The following is a 26965-nucleotide window of genomic DNA, read 5'->3' as shown; positions in this document are numbered from 1 at the left end:
TTATATATATTAACTATTACTTGGTATTTTTGTTTATCACTAAGTGATATTTTATTGTTATGGAAGAAGAAAAAGTAATTCTTGTAAATGAAAATGATGAGCAAATTGGGCTTATGCCCAAGATGCAAGCTCATGAAAAAGCGGTTTTACACCGTGCTTTTTCAGTTTTTATTTTTAATGATAAAAACGAATTGATGTTACAGCAACGTGCATTTAATAAATATCACTCTCCTGGACTTTGGACTAACACTTGTTGCAGTCATCAAAGAGATGGAGAAACTAATATTGAGGCAGGAAAACGTAGGTTACAAGAAGAAATGGGCTTTGTAACAGAGTTAGAAGAATCTATTTCTTTCATATACAAAGCACCATTTGATAATGGTTTAACAGAGCATGAATATGATCATGTTTTACTTGGGAAATATCAAGGTGAACCTTTAATAAATAAAGATGAAGTAGCCAGTTGGAAATGGATGCCATTAAAGGCTGTAAAAGAAGATATTGGCTTGCATCCTAAATTATATACTGAGTGGTTTAAGGTGATATTTGATAAATTCTATGACCACATAAACGTAGTTAAAAATGAAAGTAACAGTTAGTAGAAAAGGGCATTTTAATGCAGCTCATAGATTATACAGAAAAGATTGGAGCGATGAAAAAAACCAAGAGGTTTTTGATAAATGTAGCAACCCTAATTTTCACGGACATAACTATGAAATAATTGTAAGTGTTACAGGAGAAATTGATAAAGAAACAGGCTATGTTATTGATATAAAAACCTTAAAAGACATTATAAAAGAAGAAGTAGAAGACGCCTTTGATCATAAAAACTTAAACCTTGAAGTTAAAGAGTTTAAAAATTTAAATCCCACGGCAGAAAATATTTCTATAGTTATTTATAATAAAATTAAACCAAGAATTAAACCCGATTTAGATTTAGAGATAACTTTATATGAAACTCCAAGAAATTTTGTTAGCTATTCTGGCAATTAATTCTTTCTATTTATTTACCTATATTTATTAAAATTTTAAAAACTAAAAAAATGGCAAGTGTAAGAGACCTTAAAAAAGATATCAATTATGTACTAGGAGATATAATTGAAGCAGTGTATGTTTGGGAATATGAAAACACCGATAAAGACACCAAAAAAAGTGAAGCAATTATTGATGAAGCTATTGAAACATTTGATGAATTAATAGCCAAGGTAAATGCTAGAAATATTGATGATGTAAAAGCCCACTATAAAGCAATAAATAATGAGTTAGAAACGAAAGGAAGGGCATTAATTGAAAAAATTAATAAATTAGGATAATTTTTTTTAATGTTGTTCTTGCAAATTATATAATTGATATTATATTTGCACCCGTTAAAACGCCGATGTAGCTCAGCTGGCTAGAGCAGCTGATTTGTAATCAGCAGGTCGTGGGTTCGAGTCCCTCCATCGGCTCTAAAACAGAAAAAGCCTTTCAAAAATGAAAGGCTTTTTCTGTTTTATAAAACTTATGTTAAGTTATTCTTTTGCTTTAATTTGTTTTATAAATTCATCCAACTCTTTACCGTATTTAGATGCTTTTACTTTTGGTGTAAGTGATTTATTTATAGTATCTAAGAAATTTAGTTTTGCATTATAAATTTCAGTTAAGGCTAAGTAAGGAGCTACTTCACTGTCTTTATTATTTAAAGCAAAATTTACAGTATATAAATATTTGCGCTTAATAGAGTTATCGTAATCTTTTTTAATTTTATTAATTTTGGCTGTATCACCTTCTTTTATAGCTTCAAAATTTTCTTTTATTAATTCTAAATCGTTATTATTTAATCTAGACATAATAGTTAAATATTCTTCTAATACTTTTTGTTGTTCACTCCCAGTAATTTTAGCATCAAAAGCAAAATTTTTAAGTGTTGTGTTTATTTCTGTTATACCCTTATCTGCAAAAAAGGTAATTCTATCTTCTTCTTTACTATTTTTATCTAAATACAAGTAAAATGCTTCAGGTGATTCAATGTCACTATATAATTCAAATTGTGAGTTACCATTAACAACAACAGAGTCTACAGTAACTAAATTAGTGTCTACCACTTTTTTTAAGTAAACAATACCTTTTTTTAGCCCCTTAACATGTGTTTTAACAATTAAGTCATGTTTTTCCTTTCCGCAGGAAATAATTAAAAGTGAAAGGATAAAGAATGCAATATTTTTCATTTTAGATTTTAGTTTGAACGCAAATATCATATAATTATTAATTATATGCTAGCCACCAGCAGCAATTTTCATTAACTCAGCACAAAGCATTGCCCCATAAGTACCAACAACATAACCAAAAACAGCTAAAAGAACACCAACAGTAGCTAAAGAAGGATGAAAAGCAGCAGCTACCACAGGGGCAGAGGCAGCACCTCCAATATTAGCTTTACTACCTACAGCTAAAAAGAAATAAGGAGCTTTAATAAGTTTTGCTACTAAAAATAATAGCCCAACGTGTATTGCCATCCACACTAAGCCAACAAAAATTAAACCTGGGTTTTCAACAATTTTAGTGAGATCCATTTTCATACCTATACTTGCTACAAGTATATAAATAAACACACTACCAATTTTACTAGCTCCAGCACCTTCATATTGTCTAAGTTTTGTAAATGAAAGTAGAATTCCAAGTGCCGTTGCAATAGTTATCATCCAGAAAAACTGTGAACCAAAAGAAGACATAGCAGATGATTTGTCTCTAACCGATTCAAAATTAGAAGATAAAAATTCTGAAATATTATTAGCGCCAAAATGGGCAATACCAACAACGGTAAAGGCTATACCTAGAATAACCATAAAATCGCTTAATGATGGATTTCTTGATATTTTATCTGCATAAGAAGACACTTTTACTTTAAGTGCTTCTATGGCTGAATTATCGGCCTTTAACCACTTATCAATTTTTTCTGATTTTCCTATTCCTAATAATAAAATTGCCATCCAAATATTGGCAACAACAATATCAACAATGACCATACCTGCGTAATTATCAGTATTAAACTTATAAATTTCTAGCATTGCTGCTTGATTAGCGCCACCTCCAATCCAACTACCAGCTAAAGTGGCCAAACCACGCCATACGGCATCAGGACCTGCTCCACCAACTGTTTCAGGAGAAATCATAGAAATTATAAGAATAGCAATAGGACCACCAATAATAACACCCACAGTGCCTGTTAAAAACATTATTAGAGCTTTAGAACCTAGATTATAAATAGCTTTTAAATCTATACTTAGTGTCATTAAAACTAAAGCAGCTGGTAATAAAAACCTACTAGCCACATAGTATGCTTGAGATTTGTGTTTTGTTACAGCACCAGTATCACTTATAGATGTCCATTCTGGAGCAATAATACCAAAAGTGGTTAATGCTCCAGGAAGCATGTAAGCCATTAATAACGCGGGTATATACTTGTAGAATTTTTTCCAAAAAGAATTTTCACTTGATGATGTATAAAAAACAAAGCCTAAAGTTAGCATTAATAGCCCAAAAACTATAGTATCATCTGTAAACAAAGGTTGGTTATTCATTTAATAGAATTTTTAATAATATAACGCAATATAAATAAAATAAACGAAGGGTTATTTGTAGTTTGGCATGATGATTGTGTTATAAATAACAACATTCAGTTACAAGAAGTTTATTGAGTGGTTACTTTAAACTAGTAATTGTAATTCATATTTTTGGTTGGTTAGTTAGTAAAAAAAGCATCTTTAAAAGATGCTTTTTTTTATTTGTTTAAAATAAATTTAATGTATTTCATCGATTAAATACTTAATTTAAACCTATTTTGTTAAAATTTAATGCATTTCATCGATTATAAATGTTTTTTGTCGTGTAAATTGAAATATAATTTTACATTTGAAGAGTACTAAATAACATACTTTTTAGTTCAATGGATTAATTAATTAATATTTGCATTATGTTGTTGATATAGAGACCCTAAATCTACTGCGTAATAACAAAGCAAATTAAGAAGAGACCGAGTTTGAGGGAACTCGGTTTTTTTGTGCTTTAGATTTTCTTCTAATTATTTTTATCTAAATTTATGTTCATGAAATCATTTATTAAACTGCTTATATTTCTGGGTGTTTTAAATACTTTTGGACAACTGCCTAAAGGTTTTGTATATGTTAATGACATTATACCAGATTTAGAAGTAGAGTTACGTTATTATACTGAAAATAATTTTGTAGGAACCCGTATTGATGGTTACAACGCAAATAAATTAATTTTAACAGAAGAAACAGCTTTAGCTTTAAAAAGGGTACATGAATATTTGCAGAATAATAATTTGTGCTTAAAAGTATTTGATGGTTATAGACCACAATCTGCAGTTAATCATTTTATTAAATGGGCTAAAAAGTTAGATGATACTATTAATAAGTCTATATTTTACCCAGATGTAAAAAAAATAGATTTATTTAGAGAAGAATACATTGCTGTAAGATCTGGACATAGCAAAGGAAGTACTGTAGATTTAACTATTATAGATGCTAATACAGGAGAACCAATTGATATGGGGAGCGTTTTTGATTTCTTTGGTAAACAGTCTTGGGTTAACTATGAGCAAATCACAGATGAGCAAAAAGCCAACAGGCAACTTCTGCAAAATGTGATGAAAAAATATGGATTTAAGAATTACTTTAAGGAGTGGTGGCATTTTACATTAAAAAATGAACCATTCCCTAATACTTATTTTGATTTTCCTATAGAATAAAACCTGCTTTTGCTAAAAAAAACAGGTTTTTAAGCTTTTCTACAATAAACTAACTTGAGAATGGAGTAATTTTAGAGTGAACAAAGTTTTTTTAATTATTAAGCATATGATGCTTCTTTGTTTTTAGCCATTTCTTTGCGCATTTGTTTAATGGTTAAAGTACTGCCATCATGACTCCAACCTGGTGGGCCAAAGGCATACATGAATTTATGATAAAGATTAGGGCTCTTTTTCATATCATTCCAAATGTCTTTGTATTCGTGTGTTAAAATAATTAGTGGGTTATATGAATTTGGTGGTTTGGTAACTCCAAATTCTATATCAATATTTTCATCTAGTTCTTTCCATGTTCCAAATATTTTATCAAAAATGTTTAAAAAACCACCGTGATTTTTATCCATATATTCTATGTTTTTGGCATGATGGACTTGGTGCATGGTGTGGGTATTCAATATTTTTTCAATAAAACCCATTTTGGGAATATACACAGAGTGTAGCTGAAATTGCCAGAGGGCTTCAATACCCAAGCAAACAACAACCATTTCTGGAGGAAACCCTATAGCAGGCAACCACATATAAAATAATGGTTTGTATAAAATGGTAAACCAACCGTTACGTACAGCAGTACCTAAGTTATAATTATCTGATGAGTGGTGAACTATATGAGCAGCCCATAAAAACCTAATCATATGGTTTTGGCGGTGAAACCAATAATAAGTAAAATCATCTAAAAACTGGCAAGCTATCCAAACATACCATGCGTAACCAAAAGATTCATAACCTAGAATGTTTGTTCTAACACCATTAACCATTGGGTTACATAGCTCATATAAATAATTAAAAATAATTATGGCAGAAATGGTTTTTATTAATGGTGCTAAAACCACCGAGCCTATGCCCATAAACAGACTAGAACCTAGGTCTTTCCAATTATAAAGGTCTTTGTTTTTATGTGTTTTGCTATATGTAAGTTCAACTAGAATAAGTCCTAAAAAACAGGGTATGCCGTAAACTAACGGATTGGTGAAATTCATTTATAAATTAGAGTAATAAGTGTTAGTAAAGACATTTTTATGATAATTATATCGTGGTTCGTAATATATAACAGATTTTTTAATGAAATAGTGTAAATTCCTTATTTCTTTTAAAATTTTATAGAAAAGCTTTTAATTTATCTCTTTTCTTTTGTGGTAAGGCTTCATTATTTATAATTAATTTAACAAGGTTTTTATCTTTTTCTTTGGCAAATATTAACCGAAATAGTTGAGCAGTTGTAATGCTTTTATGGGGGCGTTCAATAAGAGTGAATTCATCATTAATTTTTACAAAACCTTCTTCTAAAACTTTAATATAGGTACCAGGGTAGCCATAATTAATAAACTGTTTTAATACGTCTTGTGAGCCAAACTTATAACCAAACTTAAAACAAGGTTCACGAGGTTGGGTAATTTGTACTAAGGCTTCACCAACTTTATAAATATCTCCAATAAAAATGTCATCTTCATTTAGTCCATTTACTGTTATGTTTTCACCAAACATACCCCAGTTCCAATTTAAATTTGGGTATAAATTTTTCCAGTATTGGTAGTGGTTTTTAGAAAACAGATAACACGCTTTAAACTTACCGCCATGATATTTTCTATCAATTACAGTATCATCTTTAACATCATATTTGCCTAAATAAATAGGTGTATTTGTTGGTATTTTGTAAATACCCGTGGTTACTTTTTTATCGTTCCAAATAAAAGTTTTTGGTTTAGCAATATTAGTGGATAGAATTTTCATGTATTAAAAATAATAAAAAAAACCATCTTGCTTTTAGCAAAATGGTTTAGAATATATATAGAATACTGACAGGGTCAGTATAATAAAGCCTTTACTTTATCATATCATAACTACGCTTAATAAAGTTTGTAAGTTCTTCACCTTTTAGTAAACCTTGAGATAAGCGTGCTAAATCTAAACTTTGGTTTATTAAACGCTCTTGCTTTTTACGTGTTTTTGTGTTTAGAATTTCACTTATTAAATCGTGGTTAGTGTTAACTACCAAGTTGTACATTTCTGGCATATTACCCATACCAAACATGCCTCCGCCACCAGTAGCTTGCATTTCTTTCATTCTGCGCATAAATTCTGGTTGTGTTATAATGAATGGACTTGCTTCACTATCCATAGCCTCTAATTGAACCATGAATTTTTCTGATGGAATCACTTCTTTTAAAAGCTCATCTAAAGATTTCTTTTGGTCTTCATCTAATTTAGAAATGGTGGTGTCATCTTTCTTAATTAAATTGTCAATATGGTCGCCATCAACACGAGCAAACGAAATGTTTTCTTTGGTAGTTTCTAGCTTTTGAATTAAGTGCGAAACAATTGGAGAATCTAATAATAACACTTCGTAACCTTTAGCTTTAGCAGCTTCAATATAGCTGTGTTGAGCATCTTTATCGGCTGCATAAAGAATAACTAGTTTGTCATCTTTATCAGTTTGGTTAGCTTTAATTTTATTATATAATTCTTCGTAAGTGTAGTATTTACCATCAACGGTTGGGTACAAAGCAAAAGCTTCAGCTTTTTCAAAGAATTTTTCTTCAGAAAGCATACCGTATTCAATAACTACTTTAATGTCATTCCATTTGGCTTCAAAATCTTCACGATTATTGTTGAATAACGATTTTAATTTATCGGCTACTTTTCTGGTAATATAAGATGAAATCTTTTTAACTGCACCATCGGCTTGTAAATAAGAACGTGATACGTTTAAAGGAATATCTGGAGAATCTATTACCCCACGTAACATGGTTAAAAATTCTGGTACAATACCTTCAACATTATCAGTTACAAAAACCTGATTTTGATAAAGTTGAATTTTATCTTTTTGAATGTTTAAATCGTTGGTCATTTTAGGGAAATATAGAATTCCCGTTAAGTTGAACGGATAATCAACATTTAAATGAATGTTGAATAACGGCTCCTCAAACTGCATAGGGTACAGTTCTCTGTAGAAATTTTTATAATCTTCTTCTTTTAAATCTGCAGGCTGTTTTGTCCATGCAGGTTCTGGGTTGTTAATAATGTCATCAACAGTAATTTTTCTATGCGGTTCTTTTGTTTCTTTACCGTCTTTATCTTTAATTGTTTTAGGTTCATGCTCAGGGTCGTTAATTTCTTTATTACCAAATTTAATTGGCACAGGCATGAACTTATTGTATTTGGTTAATAATTCACGTATTCTGCTGTCTTCAAGAAATTCTTTTTCATCTTCAGAAATATGTAAAATTATTTCGGTACCTCTTTCTGTTTTATCTGCGGGTTCTAAGGTAAATTCTGGCGATCCATCGCAAGTCCAATGTGCAGCAGGTTCATCTTTATAAGATTTAGTGATAATTTCTACTTTATCGGCTACCATAAAGGCAGAGTAAAATCCTAAACCAAAATGACCAATAATACCAGAATCTTTAGCAGAATCTTTGTATTTGTCTAAAAACTCTTCAGCTCCAGAAAAGGCAACTTCATTGATGTATTTTTCAACCTCTTCGGCAGTCATACCTAAACCTTGATCTATAATATGAAGTTTTTTGGCATCTTTATCAATTCTAACTTCAATTTTTGGGTTGCCATACTCAACTTTAGCTTCTCCAATATTGGTAAGGTGTTTTAGCTTTAAAGTAGCATCTGTAGCATTACTTATTAACTCACGTAAAAAGATTTCGTGATCGCTGTATAAGAATTTTTTAATGAGAGGAAAGATATTCTCTACCGAAACATTAATATTTCCTTTTGTCATGATATATCTGTTTTATCTATTTATTATTACAATTCTCTAATAGTCAAAAAAAATACCAAGGATAAAAAAGTGACAAACTGACACAACTTATAAAAAAATACATTTTTATTGTATAATTGGAATTTAAAAACAGTTATTGTACTTTGATAACCTAAACTAGATAGCTATGTATAATTCTAAAATAACAGGTCTTGGAAAGTATCTACCAGATAATGTGGTAACCAATGATGATTTATCTAAAATGATGGACACTAATGATGAATGGATACAAGAAAGAACAGGAATAAAAGAAAGACGTTGGATAAAGGAAGGAACAGAAGATACTTCTGCTGTTATGGGGGCAAAAGCAGCAAAAATTGCTATTGAACGTGCTGGTTTAACTAAAGATGATATAGATTTTATTGTGTTTGCAACCTTGAGTCCAGATTATTATTTCCCAGGTTGTGGTGTGCAAATTCAAGATATGTTAGATATGAAAACTGTAGGCGCTTTAGATATAAGAAATCAGTGCTCTGGTTTTGTTTATGCCATGTCAGTTGCAGACCAATTCATTAAAACAGGAATGTATAAAAATGTTTTGGTTATTGGCTCTGAATATCATTCAGGAGGATTGGAAAAATCTACTAGAGGACGTGGTGTAACGGTTATATTTGGTGATGGAGCAGGAGCTGCTGTTTTAAGCAGAACAGAAGATAACACCAAAGGTATTTTATCATCACATTTACATTCTGAAGGAAAATATGCCGAAGAACTTACCGTTTTAGGCCCAAGTATTAAACATTGGGTGCCAGAAATTTTAGAAGCTAATGACCCTGATGATACCTCATATTACCCATACATGAACGGCACTTTTGTATTTAAACATGCTGTGGTGCGTTTTAGTGAAGTTATAATGGAAGGTTTAGTAGCCAATAACCTTAAAAAAGAAGATATAGATATGTTAATTCCGCATCAGGCTAATTTGCGTATTTCTCAATTTATTCAAAAGAAATTTGGGTTACGTGATGACCAAGTGTTTAATAATATTCAAAAATACGGAAACACAACGGCAGCTTCTATAATTATAGCTTTAACAGAGGCTTGGGAAGAAGAAAAAATAAAAGAAGGAGATACGGTTGTTTTAGCGGCGTTTGGTAGTGGATTTACTTGGGGAAGTGTGATTATTAAATGGTAAAAACTAGATTTAATAAATATAAAAACCCAAAACGTTTAAGTTTTGGGTTTTTCAGCTATTAATCAACTTCAACTAACACTAATTTGAAGAATCATAATTATTAGACGTGTAAAACCTGATTTTATTGCACAACATTGTAACATTTAACTCTTTTTAACATTTAATAAAAAACTCGAAACTGTTAAGTTTCGAGTTTTTTTAGTGAATATATACTAATCTTTGATACGAAATTTAATGTGTAAGACGACTAACTCTAAATAATTATTCTTCGCTTTTTGGCTAGATTGTATATTACGTTTAACGTAAAGTTATTTTGCTTATTGTGTGATAGTTAAATTTTTTTTTTAATAAAAACCCCAAAGTTGTAAAACTAAGGGGTTTCTTATTTAATAGCCTAATTTAACCACTAACCATAAATTATTATGCAGGCTATTAAAATACATTTTTATAAAAAGCCTCCGCTTTCTTGTTTTGTATTATCATCACGTTGTTTTCTTTTTAACGCTCTGTATTTTCCACCTCCAAAGCGGTATGATAGAGCAACATTCCATGTATTGCTTTCCCAGTTAAACTGACCTTGATTTGGGAAAGGACTTGTGCCATCAAATTCAAAATTCATAGTATTAAAAATATCGCTATAGTTAAAACTAAATGTAGCCCTTTGGTCTTCTAAGAATGAATAACGCATACCTGTATTTAGCATAAACATGGGTTTTCTAGTAAATTGAATGCCTTTTTGTTTTCCTCTATACATTGAAAACAAAGAGAAGCTAAGCTTTTTTGAAGCTCTAAAATTATTGAAAAGCCTTAAATTCCATACTATATTATCAACAACGGTTTCGTTGGTTTTAATGTCTGCTATGGTAGCATTTTGAATATCAGGATTATCTATATATTCTGTTATACCACTTTGTTCTTGAGAAAACAAATCAAAACTACCGTTTACACTCCACCATTTTGTTGGACGGTAATTGCTAGAAAGTTCAATTCCGTATGCGGTTGTGTTATCAAAGTTATCATATGATAAAATAACATTTCCAGAGGTTACATCTGTTCTGTCTATACGTACATAACGGTTAATGTTATCTTCAATGATTCTAAAAAACACACCTCCGGTAATACTACCTTTGTTTAATTTTCGTGTATAGTTTGCTTCTACAGAATTGGTGAATTGTGGTTTTAACTCTGTATTTCCAAAAGATGAAACTCTTGGGGTACTCCACTCGCGAATAGGGTTAACTTGCTGTAATCCTGGTCTATCAACACGACGACTTGCACTTAATTGATAGGTGTTTTTATCAGAAGCGTTATAACTTATAAATATTGAAGGATAGACCTGGAAATAATCATTTTCAAAAGGAGTTATTTCTGTTGTACCATCATTAAAAATTCTCAATGCATTGGCTTCTTCGGTTACAGATTCTAAGCGAGCTCCAATTTGATAGCTCCATTTTTCAAAACTCTTGCTGTAAGTAGCGTAGGCAGAATAGATATCTCTTTTATATTCAAAATCTGTACTTGGTGTAGGAATAAGGTTGCCTTGTTCAGAATAAGTTTGTCCAGTAGAGTTATAATCAACATCAGTGCCAAATAAGCGCACTTCTGCACCTAGTTCTAGTTTAGATTCCTCGTTTAAAGGTTTTACATAGTCAACATTTATGGTTGTTTGGTCTCTATTAGTGTTAACAAAATCCATATAGTCTGTTGGAAATGTAAAGTTTATAAAGCTAAAATTAGCGTCTTCATCATTTGTAAAGTCATTATAATCTATTTCTATATCTAAGGTTTCATCTTCATTATTAAACTCATGTTTATAGGCAAAGTTATATTGTCCAGAATGGTTTTCTGAAAGACTGTTAAACAATTGCCATTGTGTTGTGCTTGGATACGTTATAACGGTATTGCCAAAACCATCTCCATTAAATGAGTTTTGATTGGTAAAGAAAGAGAGTGTGTTTTTTTCGTTTAGGTAAAAGTCTACACCAAATTTGTATAGATGTGATTGGTTATTATTACCAAATTTAAAATCTTGACGCGAATTGTCATCTAACCTATTAATAAATCCAAAGTTGTCATATTTACCAATATTGTTACCGTAATTACCATAAAAATTAAATTTTCCGTTGCGGTAATTCATGTCTATTGAGCTGTTAAATTTTGCAAATATTTCTTTGGTTAATCCAACGTTTAGGTTTCCGTTAAATCCTATTTGCGTATTTTTATGCAATTTAATGTTGATAATACCGCTCATACCTTCTGGATTGTATTTTGCAGATGGGTTGGTAATAAGCTCAATAGATTTTATTGATGTTGAAGGTATTTGTTTTAATAACTGCGCAATGGGGACATTACTAAGTTTTCCATCTACCATAACTCTAACATTTTCGTTTCCTCTAAGACTAATGTTTCCTGTTTGTTGGTCTACGTTTACAGATGGTAGATTGTTCATAATATCACTAGCTGTAGCACCTGCAGTGGTAAGATCTTTACCTATTGTAATAACCTTTCGGTCTACTTTTTGTTCTATAGTAGAAACTTCTGCAACTACAGTTACGGCGTCTAAGCTTTCGGCTTCTTCTTCTAAATAAATAGACCCAAGATTTACATTGTAATTTCCTTTTTTAAGGGTTACATTTTTGATGTATGTTTTGTAGCCTATATATTGAATGTTTACTGTAATGTTACCTTTATCAATTTTTTCAATTTTAAAGGTACCGTCATCAGAGGTAATTCCACCGGTAAGAGTGTTATTATTGTTGTCTTTAATAATTACATTTACGTAAGGTAAGGGTTGTTTAAGTGTTGCGTCTAATACGGTTCCGAAGATAGACCCTTTTTTATCAATGTTTTTTTCGGGATCTGTATGCGCTTTTGCTATAATAGAAAGCAATAGAAAGCACATGAAAAATACGTTTTTCATTTGATTTGATTGTTTTTTGATTGATTTCTGTTAAGTTTAAGACGCTGAACAATAGAATATGTTACTAATTTTTTTAACCTTAACACCATTTTAACAAATGAATAAGAGAACCTTAGTGCTAGGAGCTTCTTTAAAACCCAATAGATATTCTAATTATGCTATTCAAAGATTAGTTGATAATAATTTTGAGGTTGTAGCTTTTGGATTGAAAACAGGAACAGTATCTGGAGTGACAATTGATACGGAGTTGTTGCCTTATAAAGAGATACACACTGTAACTTTGTATCTTAACCCTAGTAGGCAAAAAGATTATTATGATTACATAGTGTCTTTAAAACCTAAACGTGTTATTTTTAATCCTGGTACAGAAAATCCAGAGTTGTTTTCAATACTAAAAGCTAACAATATTCATTTTGAAGCAGCTTGTACATTGGTGTTACTTTCTACTAATCAGTATTAAACCAATAAAGGTTATTAAACCATTTATAGGTAGTAATTCATACCCTAAAACATAACCACCCAATTTTTCTGGCGGGATGTTTCCAATAATAGTAATTAGAACAACTGAAGATAAAGCAACTACCCAAACATATTGATCTTTAACTTTGTATTTTGTAAAAATACCAAAAGCAAATAACCCAAGTAGTGGCCCATAGGTGTAGCCAGCAACAGTAAGTAAACTATCTATAACATTGCTATTAAGTACATATTTAAAAATAATTATAACAATTATTAATAAAATGCTCATGCCAATATGAGCCTTTTTTCTAACTCGTTTTTGTTGTTTTTTTGGTTTTTGTTCAATGTTTAAAAAGTCTACACAAAATGAAGTAGTTAATGAGGTTAAAGCACTATCTGCACTACTGTATGCTGCAGCAATTAATCCGAGCATAAAGGTTATTGATAAAGTAATACCTAACCCGCTATTTAACGCTATTTCAGGAAAAAGTAAATCGGTTTTTGGTTTGCCATCCATAAGCGGAATGGTTATATTGTGTTTGTTGGCATAAATGTATAGTAAAGCCCCTAAAAGCATAAATAAAAATGTAACAAAAACAAGTACAACACTGAAAGAAATCATATTTTTTTGAGCATCTTTTAAAGATTTACAGGTTAGGTTTTTTTGCATCATATCTTGGTCTAAACCAGTCATGCATATGGTAATGAACATACCGCCTAAAAACGATTTAACAAAATGATTTCGTTCTAAAAAACTATCGGTAATAAATATTTCATTATAGGTTTTAAGTTCATTAGAAGCTAAAAACTCTCCAAAACTCCAACCTAAACTATCATTAATAAAATAGATAGAGAGTATTACAGCTAAAATCATAAACAGCGTTTGTAATGTGTCTGTCCAAACAATAGTTTTTATACCGCCTTTGTTGGTGTAAATCCAAATGAGTAAAATAGAGATGATAACAGTAATTTCAAAAGGAACATGCCACGCATTAAAAACAAATTGCTGTAATACAATAGCAACTAAAAACAACCTAAAAGCGGCTCCTAACACTCTAGATATAAAAAAGAAAAAAGCACCTGTTTTATGGCTAACCACACCAAAACGTTGTAGTAAATACTCATAAATAGAGGTAACATTCAATTTATAATAAATGGGTAATAGAACATAAGCAACTATAAAGTAACCAAACATATAGCCTAAAACCACTTGGAAATAGCTGAATTTGGAGCCTTCAATCCACCCTGGAACCGATATAAAAGTAACACCAGATAGTGAAGCGCCCACCATTCCAAAAGCTACTAAATACCAAGGAGATTGCTTTCCGGCTTTAAAAAAATCTTCGTTATTATCGTTCTTCCCTGTAAAGTATGATATTACTAAAAGCACCCCAAAATAGGCAGCAATAAGTAGAAGGATTTGAGTGGCATTCATATTAATGATTTATTTGGTTTTCAAAATACAAATTAAAAGTTTCAAAATCTAAATTCCACTAAAAAGAAGAAACTCTAGTAAACAATTCATATAATATTGTATTTTCGTGGTCATGGAATTTTCTTCAAAATTACTAGAAAAAGCTGTTAATGAAATGTCTCAATTACCAGGAGTGGGTAAGCGTACTGCATTGCGTTTAGTACTGCATATGTTACGCCAACCAAAGGAGCAAACTCTAGCTTTAACAAAAGCATTACAGTCTATGAGAGAAGAGATTAAGTTTTGCAAATCTTGTCATAATATAAGTGATGATGAGTTGTGTGAAATTTGTTCAAGTAAAAACCGAAACGAAGAAATTGTGTGTGTGGTAGAAGATATACGAGATGTTATGGCAATTGAAAATACCAGCTCTTATAAAGGGTTGTATCATGTGTTAGGAGGTAAAATTTCACCTATGGACGGTATTGGTCCGCATGATTTAAACATAGATTCTTTGGTTGAAAAAGTTAAAAGCGGGAAAATAAAAGAACTCATTTTTGCGTTAAGCTCAACAATGGAAGGAGATACTACTAATTTTTATATATTTAAGCAAATTCAAGATTACAATATTGTTACATCAACTATTGCTAGAGGGATTTCGGTAGGAGATGAACTTGAATATGCCGATGAAATTACCCTTGGGCGAAGTATTGTTAACAGAATTCCTTTTGAAACCTCTTTAAAGCTATAGTCTCTCTATTTGAAACTTTCTGTAGTCATACTAAACTATAACGTTAGGCATTTTTTAGAGCTTTGTTTAAAAAGTGTAAAAGAAGCCATTACAAATATTGACGCAGAAATAATTGTGGTTGATAATAATTCTGAAGATGAAAGCTGTACCATGGTTAAAGAATTATTCCCAGATATTATTTTAATAGAAAACAAAGAGAATTTTGGGTTTTCTAAAGGGAATAATATTGGTGTGAAAAAGGCAAAAGGAGAGTATATCTGTATTTTAAACCCAGATACTGTAGTTGCCGAAGACACTTTTATAAAGTTATTAAAGTTTAGTGAGAGTATAGATAGGTTAGGTATAGTTGGTTGTAAGCTAATTAATGGCGTAGGTCGCTTTTTACCAGAAAGTAAACGTAATATCCCCTATGTAAGTGCTGCCTATAAAAAAATGTTGGGTAACTCTAAAAAGTACTATGCAAACCATTTAACCGAAAATGAAACGGGTAAGGTAGATATTTTAGTTGGCGCTTTTATGTTAATGAAAAAAAGCGTTTATAAAGATATTGGAGGTTTTGATGAAGATTATTTTATGTACGGAGAAGATATTGATTTGTCTTATAGGGTTTTAAAATCCGGATATCAAAATTATTATTTTGCTAATACTACAGTTGTTCACTTTAAAGGAGAAAGTACTTTAAAAGATAAAAACTATGCGCGTAGGTTTTATGGAGCTATGCAAATATTCTACCAGAAGCATTTTAAAAAGAATGTTTTATTTGATTTGTTTGTTTTTATAGGAATATGGTTTGTGTATTTTTTTAGAAAAACACCCATTCATAAAATTAAGCGAGTAAATAAGTATGTGCTTATTTCAGATAAAATGATAAAAGGTTTAAAGACTTCATTACATAATAACCTCACATTAGAAAAAAAAGTAGGTAATTATGACAAGGCAACAGAAATTATACTAGATGCCAATTATTTATCCTACAAGGAAATAATTAATATAATGCAAAACGCTTCGGTAGTTAGAAAGTTAACCTTTAGAATTTTACCTAATAATTCTAAATTTATTTTAGGAAGCGACAACGCAATAAGTAGAGGAGAGGTCATTACTTTTTAGCTTATAGATTAATACAATGCCGTTTATATTTGTTATAAATAATTAACAAAAATCGTTGCATTTTCGTTAATTTTGCAAGCAAAAATTAAAACAGAACTATTACATTATAGATATGGCAAAATTTGAACTTAAGTTACCAAAAATGGGAGAAAGTGTTGCAGAAGCAACTATAACATCTTGGTTAAAAGAAGTTGGAGAAACAATAGAGTTAGATGAGCCTATTGTTGAAATTGCTACAGATAAGGTGGATAGCGAAGTGCCAAGTGAAGTAGAAGGAGTTTTGGTTGAAAAGTTTTTTAATGTAGATGATGTTGTGCAAGTAGGGCAAGTTATTGCTGTTATAGAAACTGAAGGCGAAAATGAACCAACTTTAGAGCCTGAAGTTGAAGAGGTTGAACCAGAAACTATAGAACAAATTGAAGAAACCATTACAGTAGCTAAAGAAACCGTAACTCCAGTTGTTTCTAGTAGTAATCGGTTTTATTCACCTTTGGTTAAAAATATAGCAAAACAGGAAGGCATTTCTCAACAAGAATTAGATGCCATTTCAGGAACGGGGAAAGATGGAAGAGTTACCAAAAATGATATTTTAGCCTATGTTGAAAACAGAGGAGCAAAACTAGAACCTCAAATAGTAAAAGAAAACGCACCACAACCTAAAATAAAAGTAGAGGATACCCCAAAAGTTGTAGCTACACCACCTGTTATTCCTAGTGGGGAAGATGAAATTATTGAAATGACACGCATGGGTAAACTTATAGCGCATCATATGGTGGAGTCAATTCAAACATCAGCACACGTTCAAAGTTTTATAGAAGCCGATGTAACCAAAATTTGGAATTGGAGAAATAAAGTGAAAAATGATTTTGAAAAACGTGAAGGTGAAAAATTAACCTTCACCCCAATTTTTATGGAGGTAATAGCCAAAGCATTGCGAGATTATCCTATGATGAATATCTCAGTGCAAGGTGATACTATCATAAAAAAGAAAAACATCAATTTGGGTATGGCAGCAGCTCTACCAGATGGTAATTTAATAGTGCCTGTAATTAAAAATGCAGATCAGTTAAATTTAGTAGGAATGACCAAACAGGTTAACGATTTAGCTGCTAGAGCAAGAAATAATCAATTAAATCCAGATGATATTCAAGATGGTACGTATACTGTAACAAACGTAGGTTCCTTTGGTAGTATTATGGGGACTCCAATTATAAATCAGCCCCAAGTAGGCATTTTAGCTTTAGGAGCTATTAGAAAAGTACCAGCAGTTATTGAAACCAACGAAGGCGATTTTATAGGTATTCGTTATAAAATGTTTTTATCACATTCTTATGATCATCGTGTAGTAAATGGCGCGTTAGGAGGTATGTTTGTAAAGGCGGTAAAAGACTATTTAGAAGCTTGGGATGTGAATAGAGAAGTGTAGTTCATTAAAAATAGGAAATATTTTAACTAACTTTATTAAGATGCGTTTTTTGTGAAGAAATTGAAATTAGTTTAAAAATAAATGAAAATGATAACTAAAAACATATTAGTTTTATGTGGTTGTGCCTTCATTCAATTTTTCTCGTTCAATTGTTTTTCACAAGTAGATACTTTGTACTTTGATATTGATGATAAAGAAATAGATAAGGTTAGTTTTAAAGATAAATTACGTTCTAAATTTTATGGTGGAGTTAGGTATTCTACAGATACATTGGTAGTTCAAGAATTGATTCCTAATTATGTGTTTGGAAAACTTAGTCCTAATTTGAAATCTCAACTGTTTAAAATGTTGAGCTCGAGAAATAATATTGATACTCTTAAAACTTTATTGATATATTATAAAGACACACTAATTTCTCGAAATGAATTTCCAAAAAGAGATTATCTTATTTTTAGAGATAGTTTAGGAGAAGTTATGGGGATTTCTAAAAAAACTGGATGGTATTTTGATGTAAGACCATACAAAAAAGCTAAATATCATGAGGTTAAATATAGTTACAAGAGTTTTAATAAAATAATGCGTTTTAATTTTAAAAAGTATAAGAGGTTTAAACAGGTAGAGCCTGTGTTTTTTTATGGATATAATAAAGGACTAGATTTAAACAATCTAAAAGTTCAATGGCATAAAGATTATGGCCATCTTATTAAAAAACTTTTTAAATATAAAAATTATTGGTTCAGACAATTAATTTTAAAACCTAACGGCGAGTTTTTTGTTAGTATAGGTTCACAAAATATTGATAATAAAGAGCTGTTTAATGAAAAAAAATGGAATGCTTATAGAAATACTTATTTTAATAAAATGAAAATTAATTAACAAAACATGCAGTTAAACCTAACAAAACCCATTTGTTTTTTCGATTTAGAAACAACAGGAATCAATATAACAAATGATAGGATAGTAGAAATATCCATTCTTAAAGTACATCCTAACGGGAAGGAAGAAAGCAAAACATGGTTAGTAAATCCAGAAATGCCTATTCCTAAAGAGGTTACCGCTATTCATGGTATTTCAGATGAAGACGTTGCAGATAAGCCCACTTTTAAAGAATTAGCCAAAGAAATCTATAACATGATAAAAGACTCAGATTTAGGAGGATTCAATTCTAACCGATTTGATATCCCATTACTAGCTGAAGAAATGTTAAGAGCCGATATAGATTTCGATATGAAAAACCGTCAAGCCATAGATGTGCAAACCATATTCCATAAAATGGAACAGCGTACACTAAGTGCTGCCTATAAATTTTATTGTAATAAAAGTTTAGATGATGCCCATAGTGCTGAAGCCGATACAAATGCAACATACGAAGTGTTAAAAGCACAAATAGAAAAGTACGATGAACTAGAGAACGACACCAAGTTTTTAGCAGAATTTAGTTCCAGAAAAAAATTTGCAGATTTTGCAGGTTTTATTGCTTATAATAAAGATGGCGAAGAGTGCTTTGCATTTGGTAAACACAAAGGAAAGTTGGTAACAGAAGTATTAGAAAAAGAACCCGGGTATTTTGGGTGGCTGTTAAATGCAGACTTTCCGCTATATACAAAAAAAGTATTAACCAACATTAAACTTAGAGGTTTCAATAATAAACTGTTTTAAAATTAAATGAAACTAATTTGTATTGGTCGTAATTATACAGAGCATATTGAAGAATTGGAAAACGAAAAACCATCAGAACCAGTAATTTTTCAAAAGCCAGACTCTGCCATTTTATTAAAAAAACAACCCTTTTTTATCCCAGATTTTTCAAATGATATCCATCATGAGGTAGAAGTTCTAGTAAAAATTAATAGAATAGGTAAGTATATAGATAAAAAATTTGCTCACAAATATTACAATGAAATTGGGCTAGGAATAGACTTTACAGCCAGAGATTTACAAAGTAAATTAAAAGCAAAGGGCTTGCCTTGGGAAAAAGCAAAAGCATTTGACGGAGCAGCTGTGGTTGGAAAATGGATACCCAAAGAAGAGCTAGGAGATATTAATAGCATTGAATTTTCTTTAAAAAAGAACGATAAAATTGTTCAAAAAGGAAATACAAGCCACATGCTTTGGAAAATTGATGAAATAATAGAATATGTCTCAAAATATTTTACATTAAAGATAGGAGATATTATATTTACAGGAACTCCTGCCGGTGTTGGTAGAGTAATTCCTAATGATAAATTAATAGGATTTATAGGAAACACAGAAATGTTTTCAGTAACAATAAAATAATGGAACAACATTACAAATTATTTAGGGTACGCGAGCTAGCAGATAACGATGAAGATTTTATAAAGAGCTTAGCAGAAGCTTTTTTAGAAGAGGTGGAACCAGATTTAGAGCGATTAAAAAAAGCTGTTGCAGCAGAAGATTACACAGAAGCTTATCAAGCTGCACATAAAATGAAACCAACAGTAGATTTATTTGAGTTAGGTGTTTTAGATACCTTAATAGAAGTACAAGATTGGGGTAAGTTTACTAAAAAAGGAGAAGATATTACACCACAATTAGAAATAGTTGTTAATGCTGTAGAAAAAGCATTGGTAGAGATAAAGTCAGATTTTAAATTATAATGAATGCAAGCAGAGATAATTACCATTGGCGATGAACTCCTAATAGGTCAGGTAATTGACACTAATTCTGCTGATATAGCAAAGCAACTCAATAAAATAGGTGTTTCTATTTATCAAGTAACCTCAGTTCAAGATGATAAAAACCATATTTTAAAGGCTTTAAAAGATGCTGAAAAGTATTCGGATATCATTATACTTACAGGAGGTTTAGGGCCTACAAAAGATGATATTACCAAGAAAACTATAGCAGAATATTTCAATGATACCTTAGTTAAAAATCAAGCTGTTTTACAAAACATAGAAGAACTTTGGGCAACCAATGTAAGTGATAAAATACTTCAAGTAAATAAAGATCAAGCTTTAGTACCATCAAAATCTAAAGTATTAATGAATAAACTAGGTACCGCTCCAGGTATGTGGTTTGATAAAGGAAACAAAACGTTTATTTCACTTCCAGGAGTTCCTTATGAAATGGATGCTTTAATGGAAAACGAAGTGGTGCCTAAGCTAAAAGAAAAATACAACTTTCCTTATATACTACACAAAACACTTCTAGTATATGGTATTGGCGAGAGTGCTTTAGCAGCTAGAATTGAAGACTGGGAAGACGCTTTACCACCAAATATAAAACTAGCCTACTTACCTAATTTAGGTAAGGTAAGACTACGTTTATCTGCAAAGGGGGCTAATAAAGAAGATATTGAAGTTAAAGTAGATGCAGAGGTAAAAAAACTATTACCATTAATTAAAGATAAGTTTTTTGGTTTTGAAGATGAAGAAGGCTCGGTTGAAATTATTATAGCAAAACAACTAACAAAAACAGGAAAAACTTTAGCCATAGCAGAAAGCTGTACAGGCGGAACTTTAGCAGGTCAGTTCACAAAACACTCTGGAGCATCGGCTTATTTTAACGGTGGTGTAGTAACCTATTCTACAGAATCAAAAGTGAATGTGTTAGGTGTTTCTTCAGAAGTTATTCGGGAACATTCGGTGGTAAGCGGGCAAGTTGCAGAGTCTATGGCAAGCAATGCTTTAAAATTATTTAATTCAGATTTTGCAGTGGCTACAACTGGTAATGCAGGTCCTACAAAAGGCGAGTCAGATGCAGATGTTGGCACCGTGTATATTGCTATAGCTAGTAAAGATGGCGTTTTTTCAGAAAAATTTTCTTTAGGAAATCACCGTATAAAAGTAATAAATAAAGCAGTAAACAAAGCCTTAGAAATGCTGCTAAAAGAAATTTTTAAAAATTGATACAATTTAGATTGTCATAATCTAAAGAATTTGTATATTTGCACCTCGATTTTAAGCAATAAAAAAATTAAAGTTATATATAATGTCAAGAGTTTGTGAACTTACAGGGAAAAAGGCAATGGTTGGTAACAACGTGTCTCACGCATTAAATAGAACTAAGCGCAGATTTAACGCTAACTTAGTTAAGAAACGTTTTTACATACCAGAAGAAGATAAATGGATAACTTTAAAAGTTTCTACATCTGCTTTAAAAACTATTAATAGAATAGGAATTTCTGCAGCAATTAAAGAAGCTAAAGCTAAAGGATTTTTAAAATAATAGCTGTATTTAAAAGTATTAAGAAATGGCAAAGAAAGGCAACAGAATTCAGGTAATATTAGAATGTACTGAACATAAAGCTTCTGGGCAACCAGGAACTTCAAGATACATTACAACAAAAAATAAAAAGAATACGCCAGATAGAATGGAGATTAAAAAATTCAATCCTATCCTAAAGCGTATGACAGTTCATAAAGAGATAAAATAATAAAGTCATGGCAAAAAAATCAGTAGCAACGTTACAAACCGGATCAAAAAGGTTAACAAAAGCCATAAAAATGGTTAAATCGCCTAAAACAGGAGCTTACATGTTTGTAGAGTCTATTATGGCTCCAGACCAAGTTAATGACTTTTTAAATAAAAAGTAAACACAAGCTTTTCTTAAAATATACAAACTGCTTTCTAATTTTAGAAAGCAGTTTTTTTATGTTTATATTTGAGAGATTATCTGCTAATATGGCAGAATAAAAAATATGGTTAAGTATTTGTAATATATATTTGGGCGTTACCACGCTATTGGCGTGGTCGGGCTTTCGGCAGTCGCTTCCCAATTTACAATTGGGAGAGCTTCAACAAATGCCTCAATCCCTAACGCAATTAACAACTTAAGGTTTTAAAGTAATGAGTCTTTTTAAAAAAATATTTTCTTCAGATAAAAAAGAAACACTAGATAAAGGTTTAGAAAAATCTAAAACAAGTTTTTTTGGTAAATTAAGTAAAGCAGTAGCAGGAAAATCTAAAGTAGATGATGAGGTTTTAGATAACTTAGAAGAAGTTCTTGTAACTAGTGACGTTGGTGTAAATACCACTTTAAAAGTTATTGAGCGCATTGAAGCACGTGTAGCCAAAGATAAATATTTAGGTACAGATGAACTTAATCAAATTCTAAGAGAAGAAATAGCTGGTTTGTTAAGTGAAACCAATATTGGTGAAGAAACAGAATTTACAGTTCCTCAAGATAAAAAACCATACGTTATTATGGTTGTAGGAGTTAACGGAGTAGGTAAAACAACTACTATTGGTAAATTAGCATATCAATTTAAAAAGCAAGGGTTAAAAGTGGTTTTAGGTGCTGCAGATACTTTTAGAGCAGCAGCCATAGATCAACTACAAGTTTGGGCAGATAGAGTAGATGTCCCTATAATAAAACAAAGTATGGGGAGTGATCCTGCTTCTGTTGCTTTTGATACCTTACAAAGTGCTGTAAAACAAGATGCCGATGTGGTTATAATTGATACAGCAGGACGGTTGCATAACAAAGTAAATTTAATGAATGAGCTTACTAAAGTTAAACGGGTAATGCAAAAGGTAGTAGATGATACTCCAAATGATGTTTTATTAGTACTTGACGGCTCTACAGGACAAAACGCTTTTGAACAAGCTAAACAATTTACTGCAGCTACCGAAGTAACATCTTTAGCAGTTACTAAATTAGATGGAACTGCTAAGGGAGGCGTAGTAATTGGTATCTCAGATCAATTTCAAATTCCAGTAAAGTATATTGGTGTTGGCGAAGGAATTGAAGATTTACAAGTATTCAATAAATATGAATTTGTAGATTCTTTTTTTAAGTAAATTTTTTGTTTTACAACGAGTCCAAAAAAACATTCTCTTTCATGCTTTATAATAAACACTCAGACGCACACCATTTAATTTAACTTTTTTAAATTATTATAAGATTTTCAAGTAAAAATCACAATCAATACTTAAAATATAAAGATGAAAAAATATTTTATTCTTGTTTTAATAGCTCTCAATTATTTAAGCATCAATGGTCAAAATGATGCGTATTGGCTGAGGTATCCAAGTATTTCCCCCGATGGTTCAACTATTGTGTTTAGCTATCACGGTAATTTGTATTCTGTTGATGCAAATGGAGGTAATGCTGTAGCAATAACTACTGGGGATGCGTATGATGGATACCCGGTTTGGAGTCATGATGGAAAAACCATTGCTTTTGCAAGTGATCGTTATGGTAATTTTGATGTCTATACAATGTCTGCTCAAGGAGGTAAACCAACAAGACTAACCTATAATAGTGCTAATGATTTTCCTTATGACTTTACAATAGATAACAAATACGTTCTTTTTGGAAGTGGAAGAGATGCACCAGCATCAAGTGTTCGTTTTCCATCTCCTAGATTGTTTCTTAATCTCTATAATATCCCAGTTCTAGGAGGAAGACCTATTTTAGTTTCTGCAGCTGGAGCTGAAAGTGCACACTATAACAATGATGGAACTAAAATAATATTTCAAGACAGAAAAGGATATGAAGATGATTTTAGAAAACATCATACGTCTTCTGTTACCCGCGATATTTGGATTTTTGATATAAAAAATAACACCTACAAACAAATTTCTGATTTTAAAGGAGAAGATAGAGAGCCTGTTTTTAATAACGATGGCTCATCTGTTTTTTATCTTAATGAAAAAAGTGGGACTCAGAACTTATATAAAAGAGCATTGGAAACAAACAATGAAATGGCTTTAACTAATTTTAAAGACTTTCCAGTTAGGCATTTAAGTATAGCAAAGGATAACACAATGGCTTTCTCTTGGAAAGGAGATATTTATACCATATCAGAAGGAAGTGAGCCTAAAAAACTTTCAATTAAAGTTAGAGATGATTCTGCATACGAAACTTTTAAAAATATTGATATTAGTGATGTAAGTGAATTTAAAGTTAGCCCAAATGGTAAAGAAATAGCCTTTGTTAATAGAGGAGAAGTTTTTGTTACTGGTGTAGACGATTCAAGAACTAAACGTATTACTAATACACCACAACAAGAACGTATGATTAATTGGTCTCCAGATGGTAAAACCTTGTTGTTTTCTGGCGAGAATGATACAAGTTGGGATATTTATAAAGCAACAATTTTGCGTCCAGAAGAAACTTATTTTTATGTAAGCACAATTATAAAAATTGAGCCATTAATAGCTACTATGTCTGAAGAATATCAGCCTGAATTTTCACCTGATGGGAAAAAAGTAGCCTATGTTAAAGATAGGAATATTTTAAAGGTATTAGATTTAGAATCAAAGAAAGAAGTTACAGTATTGCCAGAAGGACATAATTATTCTTATTCAGATGGAGACTGGGGATTTCAATGGAGTCCTGATAGTAAGTGGCTTTTTGTTTCTGATCAAAAGGGATATGGATTTGACACTAATACTGCCTTATTAAAAGCAGATGGAACAGGTGAATTTATATATCCGGTAAATAGTGGTTTTGGAGAAAGTGGTGCAACATGGGCTCTAGATGGGAAAATGATGGTTTATAAAAGTTCGCGTGATGGTGAGAAATCGCTTGCTGTTAACGGAAGTAGTGAGAGCGATATATATGCTGTTTTCTTTGACCAAAAGGCTTTTGATACCTACAACCTAAGTAAAGAGGAATATGACTTGTTTAAGGAGCAGGAGGAGAAGGATAAAAAAGATTTAGAGGAAAATGAAAATGATGTTAAAAAAGACAAAAAGAACAAAATAGATAAGAAGGTAGAAAATTTAAAAATAAATTTAAATAATTTAGATTACCGTAAAGTTAAATTGACAATAAATAGTTCGCATATAAGTGGTTATGCGCTTAATAAAGATGCTAGCAAATTATTCTATTTATCTAAATTTGAAAAGGGATATGATGTCTGGGTTACAGAACCTAGAACAAAGAAAACTAAAATTTTAGCAAAATTAGGAGGGTCGCCTAGTGGCATTCAAATAAGTGATGATGATAAAATATTGTTTTTAAGTAATAAAGGAAAACTTGTTAAAGTTGATGCTGAGAGTGGGAAAATTACAGGAGTTAAAATTGAAGGAGATATGGTGTTGGACCCTTCTGGAGAACGTCAATATATTTTTGAACATGCATGGCGTCAAGTAAAGGAGAAGTTTTATGATCCAAACCTTCATGGTATTGATTGGAAAATGTATCATGATGAGTATGCTAAGTTTTTACCACATATTAACAATAACTATGACTTTCAGCAATTGTTGAGTGAACTTCTAGGAGAGCTTAATGCTTCTCATACAGGAGGAAGATATACACATAGAGCTAAAAATGGAGATATAACAGCTTCATTAGGTTTGTTGTTTGATGAGAAATACACAGGTAAAGGAATTAAAATCAGTGAAGTTCTTTCAGGAGGGCCATTAGATACTGCTAATAGTAAGGTTAAGAGAGGTGATGTTATTTTAAAAATTAATAATAAGGAAGTAAAAGCTGATGACAATTGGAATAAATATTTAAATAACATTACAAATAAAAACATACTGTTAACTCTCACGGATGGGAATGTAATATTTGAAGAAAAAACTAAACCAGTATCTAAGAGAACTCAAACAAGATTAATGTATAAGCGTTGGGTGAAAATAATGGAACATAAAGTAGATTCTCTAAGTGGAGGTAAATTAGGTTATGTACATGTTAAAAGTATGGATGATGGCAGTTTTAGAGAGGTTTATGACAATGTTATGGGAAAAAACAAAGAAAAAAAAGCCCTTGTTGTTGATACAAGATTTAATGGGGGAGGCTGGCTTCATGATGATTTGAATACGTTTTTAAGTGGTACTCTATATTTAAAATTAGCACCTCAAGGTAATTTGCTAAAAGGAGGTGAGTCTTTAACACGTTGGACCAAGCCTAGCATTGTCATTATGAGTGAGTCTAATTATAGTGATGCTTATATTTTTCCTTATATCTACAAACAAAATGGTATAGGTAAACTTGTAGGAATGCCAGTTCCAGGAACTGGTACCGCAGTTTGGTGGGAACGTCAAATAGATCCAACTATAGTTTTTGGCATACCAATGATTGCAACTATTGGTGCAGAAGGTAGGCCTACTGAAAATTTACAGGTTAATCCAGATATTGAAGTTAAATTACCATATAATGATTTTTTAAATGGTAAAGATTCTCAATTGCAAGCGGCTGTTAGTGAATTGCTTTTAGAAATTAAAGACTAGTTTGTAAATCAAAAAAACTCAAAGAGA

At 31.2% G+C, this 26965-nt stretch carries 26 protein-coding genes and 1 tRNA gene; 20 read left to right on the top strand and 7 right to left on the bottom strand.

Translation table 11 applies throughout. The features are described 5' to 3' along the window. The first annotated feature begins 59 nt into the window (after window positions 1-59). From idi to J1D01_RS15745, 4 genes are all read left to right on the top strand, one after another. Window positions 60-599: an isopentenyl-diphosphate Delta-isomerase gene (gene idi, locus J1D01_RS15760; RefSeq protein ID WP_421151518.1), complete on the top strand. Its 540-nt coding sequence runs from the start codon at window positions 60-62 to the stop codon at window positions 597-599. After that, window positions 583-993, top strand: coding sequence for a 6-pyruvoyl trahydropterin synthase family protein (locus tag J1D01_RS15755; RefSeq protein WP_421151517.1), 411 nt, complete (start codon window positions 583-585; stop codon window positions 991-993). The genes idi and J1D01_RS15755 overlap by 17 nt, the downstream gene beginning before the upstream one ends. A 50-nt stretch (window positions 994-1043) precedes the next feature. Continuing rightward, entirely contained in the window at window positions 1044-1313 is a 270-nt protein-coding gene (locus J1D01_RS15750) for a hypothetical protein (RefSeq protein ID WP_421151516.1), read from the top strand. A 61-nt stretch (window positions 1314-1374) separates the two neighbouring features. Continuing rightward, window positions 1375-1448, top strand: a tRNA-Thr gene (locus tag J1D01_RS15745). A 63-nt stretch (window positions 1449-1511) separates the two neighbouring features. Here J1D01_RS15745 and J1D01_RS15740 read toward each other — a convergent pair. Both J1D01_RS15740 and J1D01_RS15735 read right to left on the bottom strand, forming a co-directional pair. After that, window positions 1512-2207 (bottom strand): DUF4369 domain-containing protein, encoded by a 696-nt coding sequence (locus tag J1D01_RS15740; protein ID WP_421151515.1) that lies wholly within the window; start codon window positions 2205-2207, stop codon window positions 1512-1514. A 48-nt stretch (window positions 2208-2255) separates the two neighbouring features. Then, complete coding sequence (locus J1D01_RS15735) at window positions 2256-3560, bottom strand: DUF819 domain-containing protein (RefSeq protein ID WP_372937811.1); 1305 nt, start codon at window positions 3558-3560, stop codon at window positions 2256-2258. A 524-nt stretch (window positions 3561-4084) separates the two neighbouring features. Between J1D01_RS15735 and J1D01_RS15730 the strand changes: the two genes are divergently transcribed. Then, on the top strand, window positions 4085-4750 hold the full coding sequence (locus J1D01_RS15730; protein WP_421151514.1) for a M15 family metallopeptidase: 666 nt from the start codon (window positions 4085-4087) through the stop codon (window positions 4748-4750). 98 nt (window positions 4751-4848) lie between these two features. Here the strand turns inward: J1D01_RS15730 and J1D01_RS15725 are convergent, their stop codons facing one another. The 3 genes from J1D01_RS15725 to htpG form a co-directional block, all read right to left on the bottom strand. Further along, window positions 4849-5784 carry a sterol desaturase family protein gene (locus tag J1D01_RS15725; protein WP_372937809.1) on the bottom strand — a complete coding sequence of 312 codons (936 nt, stop codon included), beginning with the start codon at window positions 5782-5784 and terminating at the stop codon, window positions 4849-4851. Window positions 5785-5902: 118 nt separating this feature from the next. Beyond that, window positions 5903-6535, bottom strand: coding sequence for an MOSC domain-containing protein (locus J1D01_RS15720; protein ID WP_421151513.1), 633 nt, complete (start codon window positions 6533-6535; stop codon window positions 5903-5905). 91 nt (window positions 6536-6626) lie between these two features. Then, window positions 6627-8537: a molecular chaperone HtpG gene (gene htpG, locus J1D01_RS15715; RefSeq protein ID WP_421151512.1), complete on the bottom strand. Its 1911-nt coding sequence runs from the start codon at window positions 8535-8537 to the stop codon at window positions 6627-6629. A gap of 166 nt (window positions 8538-8703) precedes the next feature. Here htpG and J1D01_RS15710 point away from each other — a divergent pair, with 166 nt between their 5' ends. Then, entirely contained in the window at window positions 8704-9711 is a 1008-nt protein-coding gene (locus J1D01_RS15710; protein WP_421151511.1) for a 3-oxoacyl-ACP synthase III family protein, read from the top strand. Between the two features lie 445 nt (window positions 9712-10156). Here J1D01_RS15710 and J1D01_RS15705 read toward each other — a convergent pair whose 3' ends face one another. After that, complete coding sequence (locus J1D01_RS15705; RefSeq protein WP_421151510.1) at window positions 10157-12631, bottom strand: TonB-dependent receptor domain-containing protein; 2475 nt, start codon at window positions 12629-12631, stop codon at window positions 10157-10159. A 97-nt stretch (window positions 12632-12728) separates the two neighbouring features. Here J1D01_RS15705 and J1D01_RS15700 point away from each other — a divergent pair, with 97 nt between their 5' ends. Next, on the top strand, window positions 12729-13091 hold the full coding sequence (locus J1D01_RS15700; RefSeq protein ID WP_421151509.1) for a CoA-binding protein: 363 nt from the start codon (window positions 12729-12731) through the stop codon (window positions 13089-13091). On the opposite strand, the gene J1D01_RS15695 is transcribed toward J1D01_RS15700, so the two are convergent. Further along, window positions 13068-14525 (bottom strand): sodium:solute symporter, encoded by a 1458-nt coding sequence (locus J1D01_RS15695; protein ID WP_421151508.1) that lies wholly within the window; start codon window positions 14523-14525, stop codon window positions 13068-13070. The genes J1D01_RS15700 and J1D01_RS15695 overlap by 24 nt on opposite strands. A 112-nt stretch (window positions 14526-14637) precedes the next feature. On the opposite strand from J1D01_RS15695, the gene recR reads away from it, so the two are divergent. The 13 genes from recR to J1D01_RS15630 all read left to right on the top strand — a co-directional run bounded on the left by recR (window position 14638) and on the right by J1D01_RS15630 (window position 26938). After that, the gene (recR, locus tag J1D01_RS15690; protein WP_372937019.1) at window positions 14638-15255 is read left to right on the top strand and encodes a recombination mediator RecR; all 618 of its coding nucleotides are present in this window, start codon (window positions 14638-14640) and stop codon (window positions 15253-15255) included. A gap of 9 nt (window positions 15256-15264) precedes the next feature. Beyond that, on the top strand, window positions 15265-16362 hold the full coding sequence (locus tag J1D01_RS15685; protein WP_421151507.1) for a glycosyltransferase family 2 protein: 1098 nt from the start codon (window positions 15265-15267) through the stop codon (window positions 16360-16362). Between the two features lie 112 nt (window positions 16363-16474). Further along, on the top strand, window positions 16475-17788 hold the full coding sequence (locus tag J1D01_RS15680; protein WP_421151506.1) for a dihydrolipoamide acetyltransferase family protein: 1314 nt from the start codon (window positions 16475-16477) through the stop codon (window positions 17786-17788). Between the two features lie 87 nt (window positions 17789-17875). Next, complete coding sequence (locus J1D01_RS15675) at window positions 17876-18664, top strand: hypothetical protein (RefSeq protein WP_372937016.1); 789 nt, start codon at window positions 17876-17878, stop codon at window positions 18662-18664. Window positions 18665-18670: 6 nt separating this feature from the next. Beyond that, window positions 18671-19447: an exonuclease domain-containing protein gene (locus tag J1D01_RS15670; RefSeq protein WP_372937015.1), complete on the top strand. Its 777-nt coding sequence runs from the start codon at window positions 18671-18673 to the stop codon at window positions 19445-19447. 6 nt (window positions 19448-19453) lie between these two features. Beyond that, window positions 19454-20065 carry a fumarylacetoacetate hydrolase family protein gene (locus J1D01_RS15665; protein ID WP_421151505.1) on the top strand — a complete coding sequence of 204 codons (612 nt, stop codon included), beginning with the start codon at window positions 19454-19456 and terminating at the stop codon, window positions 20063-20065. Beyond that, window positions 20065-20406 (top strand): Hpt domain-containing protein, encoded by a 342-nt coding sequence (locus J1D01_RS15660; RefSeq protein ID WP_372937013.1) that lies wholly within the window; start codon window positions 20065-20067, stop codon window positions 20404-20406. The genes J1D01_RS15665 and J1D01_RS15660 overlap by 1 nt, the downstream gene beginning before the upstream one ends. Window positions 20407-20409: 3 nt before the next feature. Next, on the top strand, window positions 20410-21660 hold the full coding sequence (locus tag J1D01_RS15655; protein WP_421151504.1) for a competence/damage-inducible protein A: 1251 nt from the start codon (window positions 20410-20412) through the stop codon (window positions 21658-21660). An 82-nt stretch (window positions 21661-21742) separates the two neighbouring features. Next, complete coding sequence (gene rpmB / locus J1D01_RS15650) at window positions 21743-21979, top strand: 50S ribosomal protein L28 (protein WP_372937011.1); 237 nt, start codon at window positions 21743-21745, stop codon at window positions 21977-21979. A 25-nt stretch (window positions 21980-22004) separates the two neighbouring features. Then, window positions 22005-22187, top strand: coding sequence for a 50S ribosomal protein L33 (gene rpmG, locus J1D01_RS15645; RefSeq protein WP_008271040.1), 183 nt, complete (start codon window positions 22005-22007; stop codon window positions 22185-22187). A gap of 7 nt (window positions 22188-22194) precedes the next feature. Continuing rightward, window positions 22195-22347 (top strand): DUF4295 domain-containing protein, encoded by a 153-nt coding sequence (locus J1D01_RS15640; protein WP_372937010.1) that lies wholly within the window; start codon window positions 22195-22197, stop codon window positions 22345-22347. A gap of 253 nt (window positions 22348-22600) precedes the next feature. Beyond that, a complete protein-coding gene (gene ftsY / locus J1D01_RS15635; protein ID WP_372937009.1) occupies window positions 22601-23554 on the top strand; it encodes a signal recognition particle-docking protein FtsY in 954 nt (317 codons plus the stop codon). A gap of 144 nt (window positions 23555-23698) precedes the next feature. Beyond that, window positions 23699-26938, top strand: coding sequence for a S41 family peptidase (locus tag J1D01_RS15630; RefSeq protein ID WP_421151503.1), 3240 nt, complete (start codon window positions 23699-23701; stop codon window positions 26936-26938). Window positions 26939-26965: the final 27 nt, after the last annotated feature.

It is taken from the genome of Seonamhaeicola sp. NFXS20 (assembly GCF_049132085.1).
In the GTDB taxonomy this organism is placed as follows: Bacteria; Bacteroidota; Bacteroidia; order Flavobacteriales; family Flavobacteriaceae; genus Seonamhaeicola.
The sequence above is the reverse complement of the archived record's forward strand: the minus strand, read 5'-3'. Positions and strand labels throughout refer to the sequence as shown.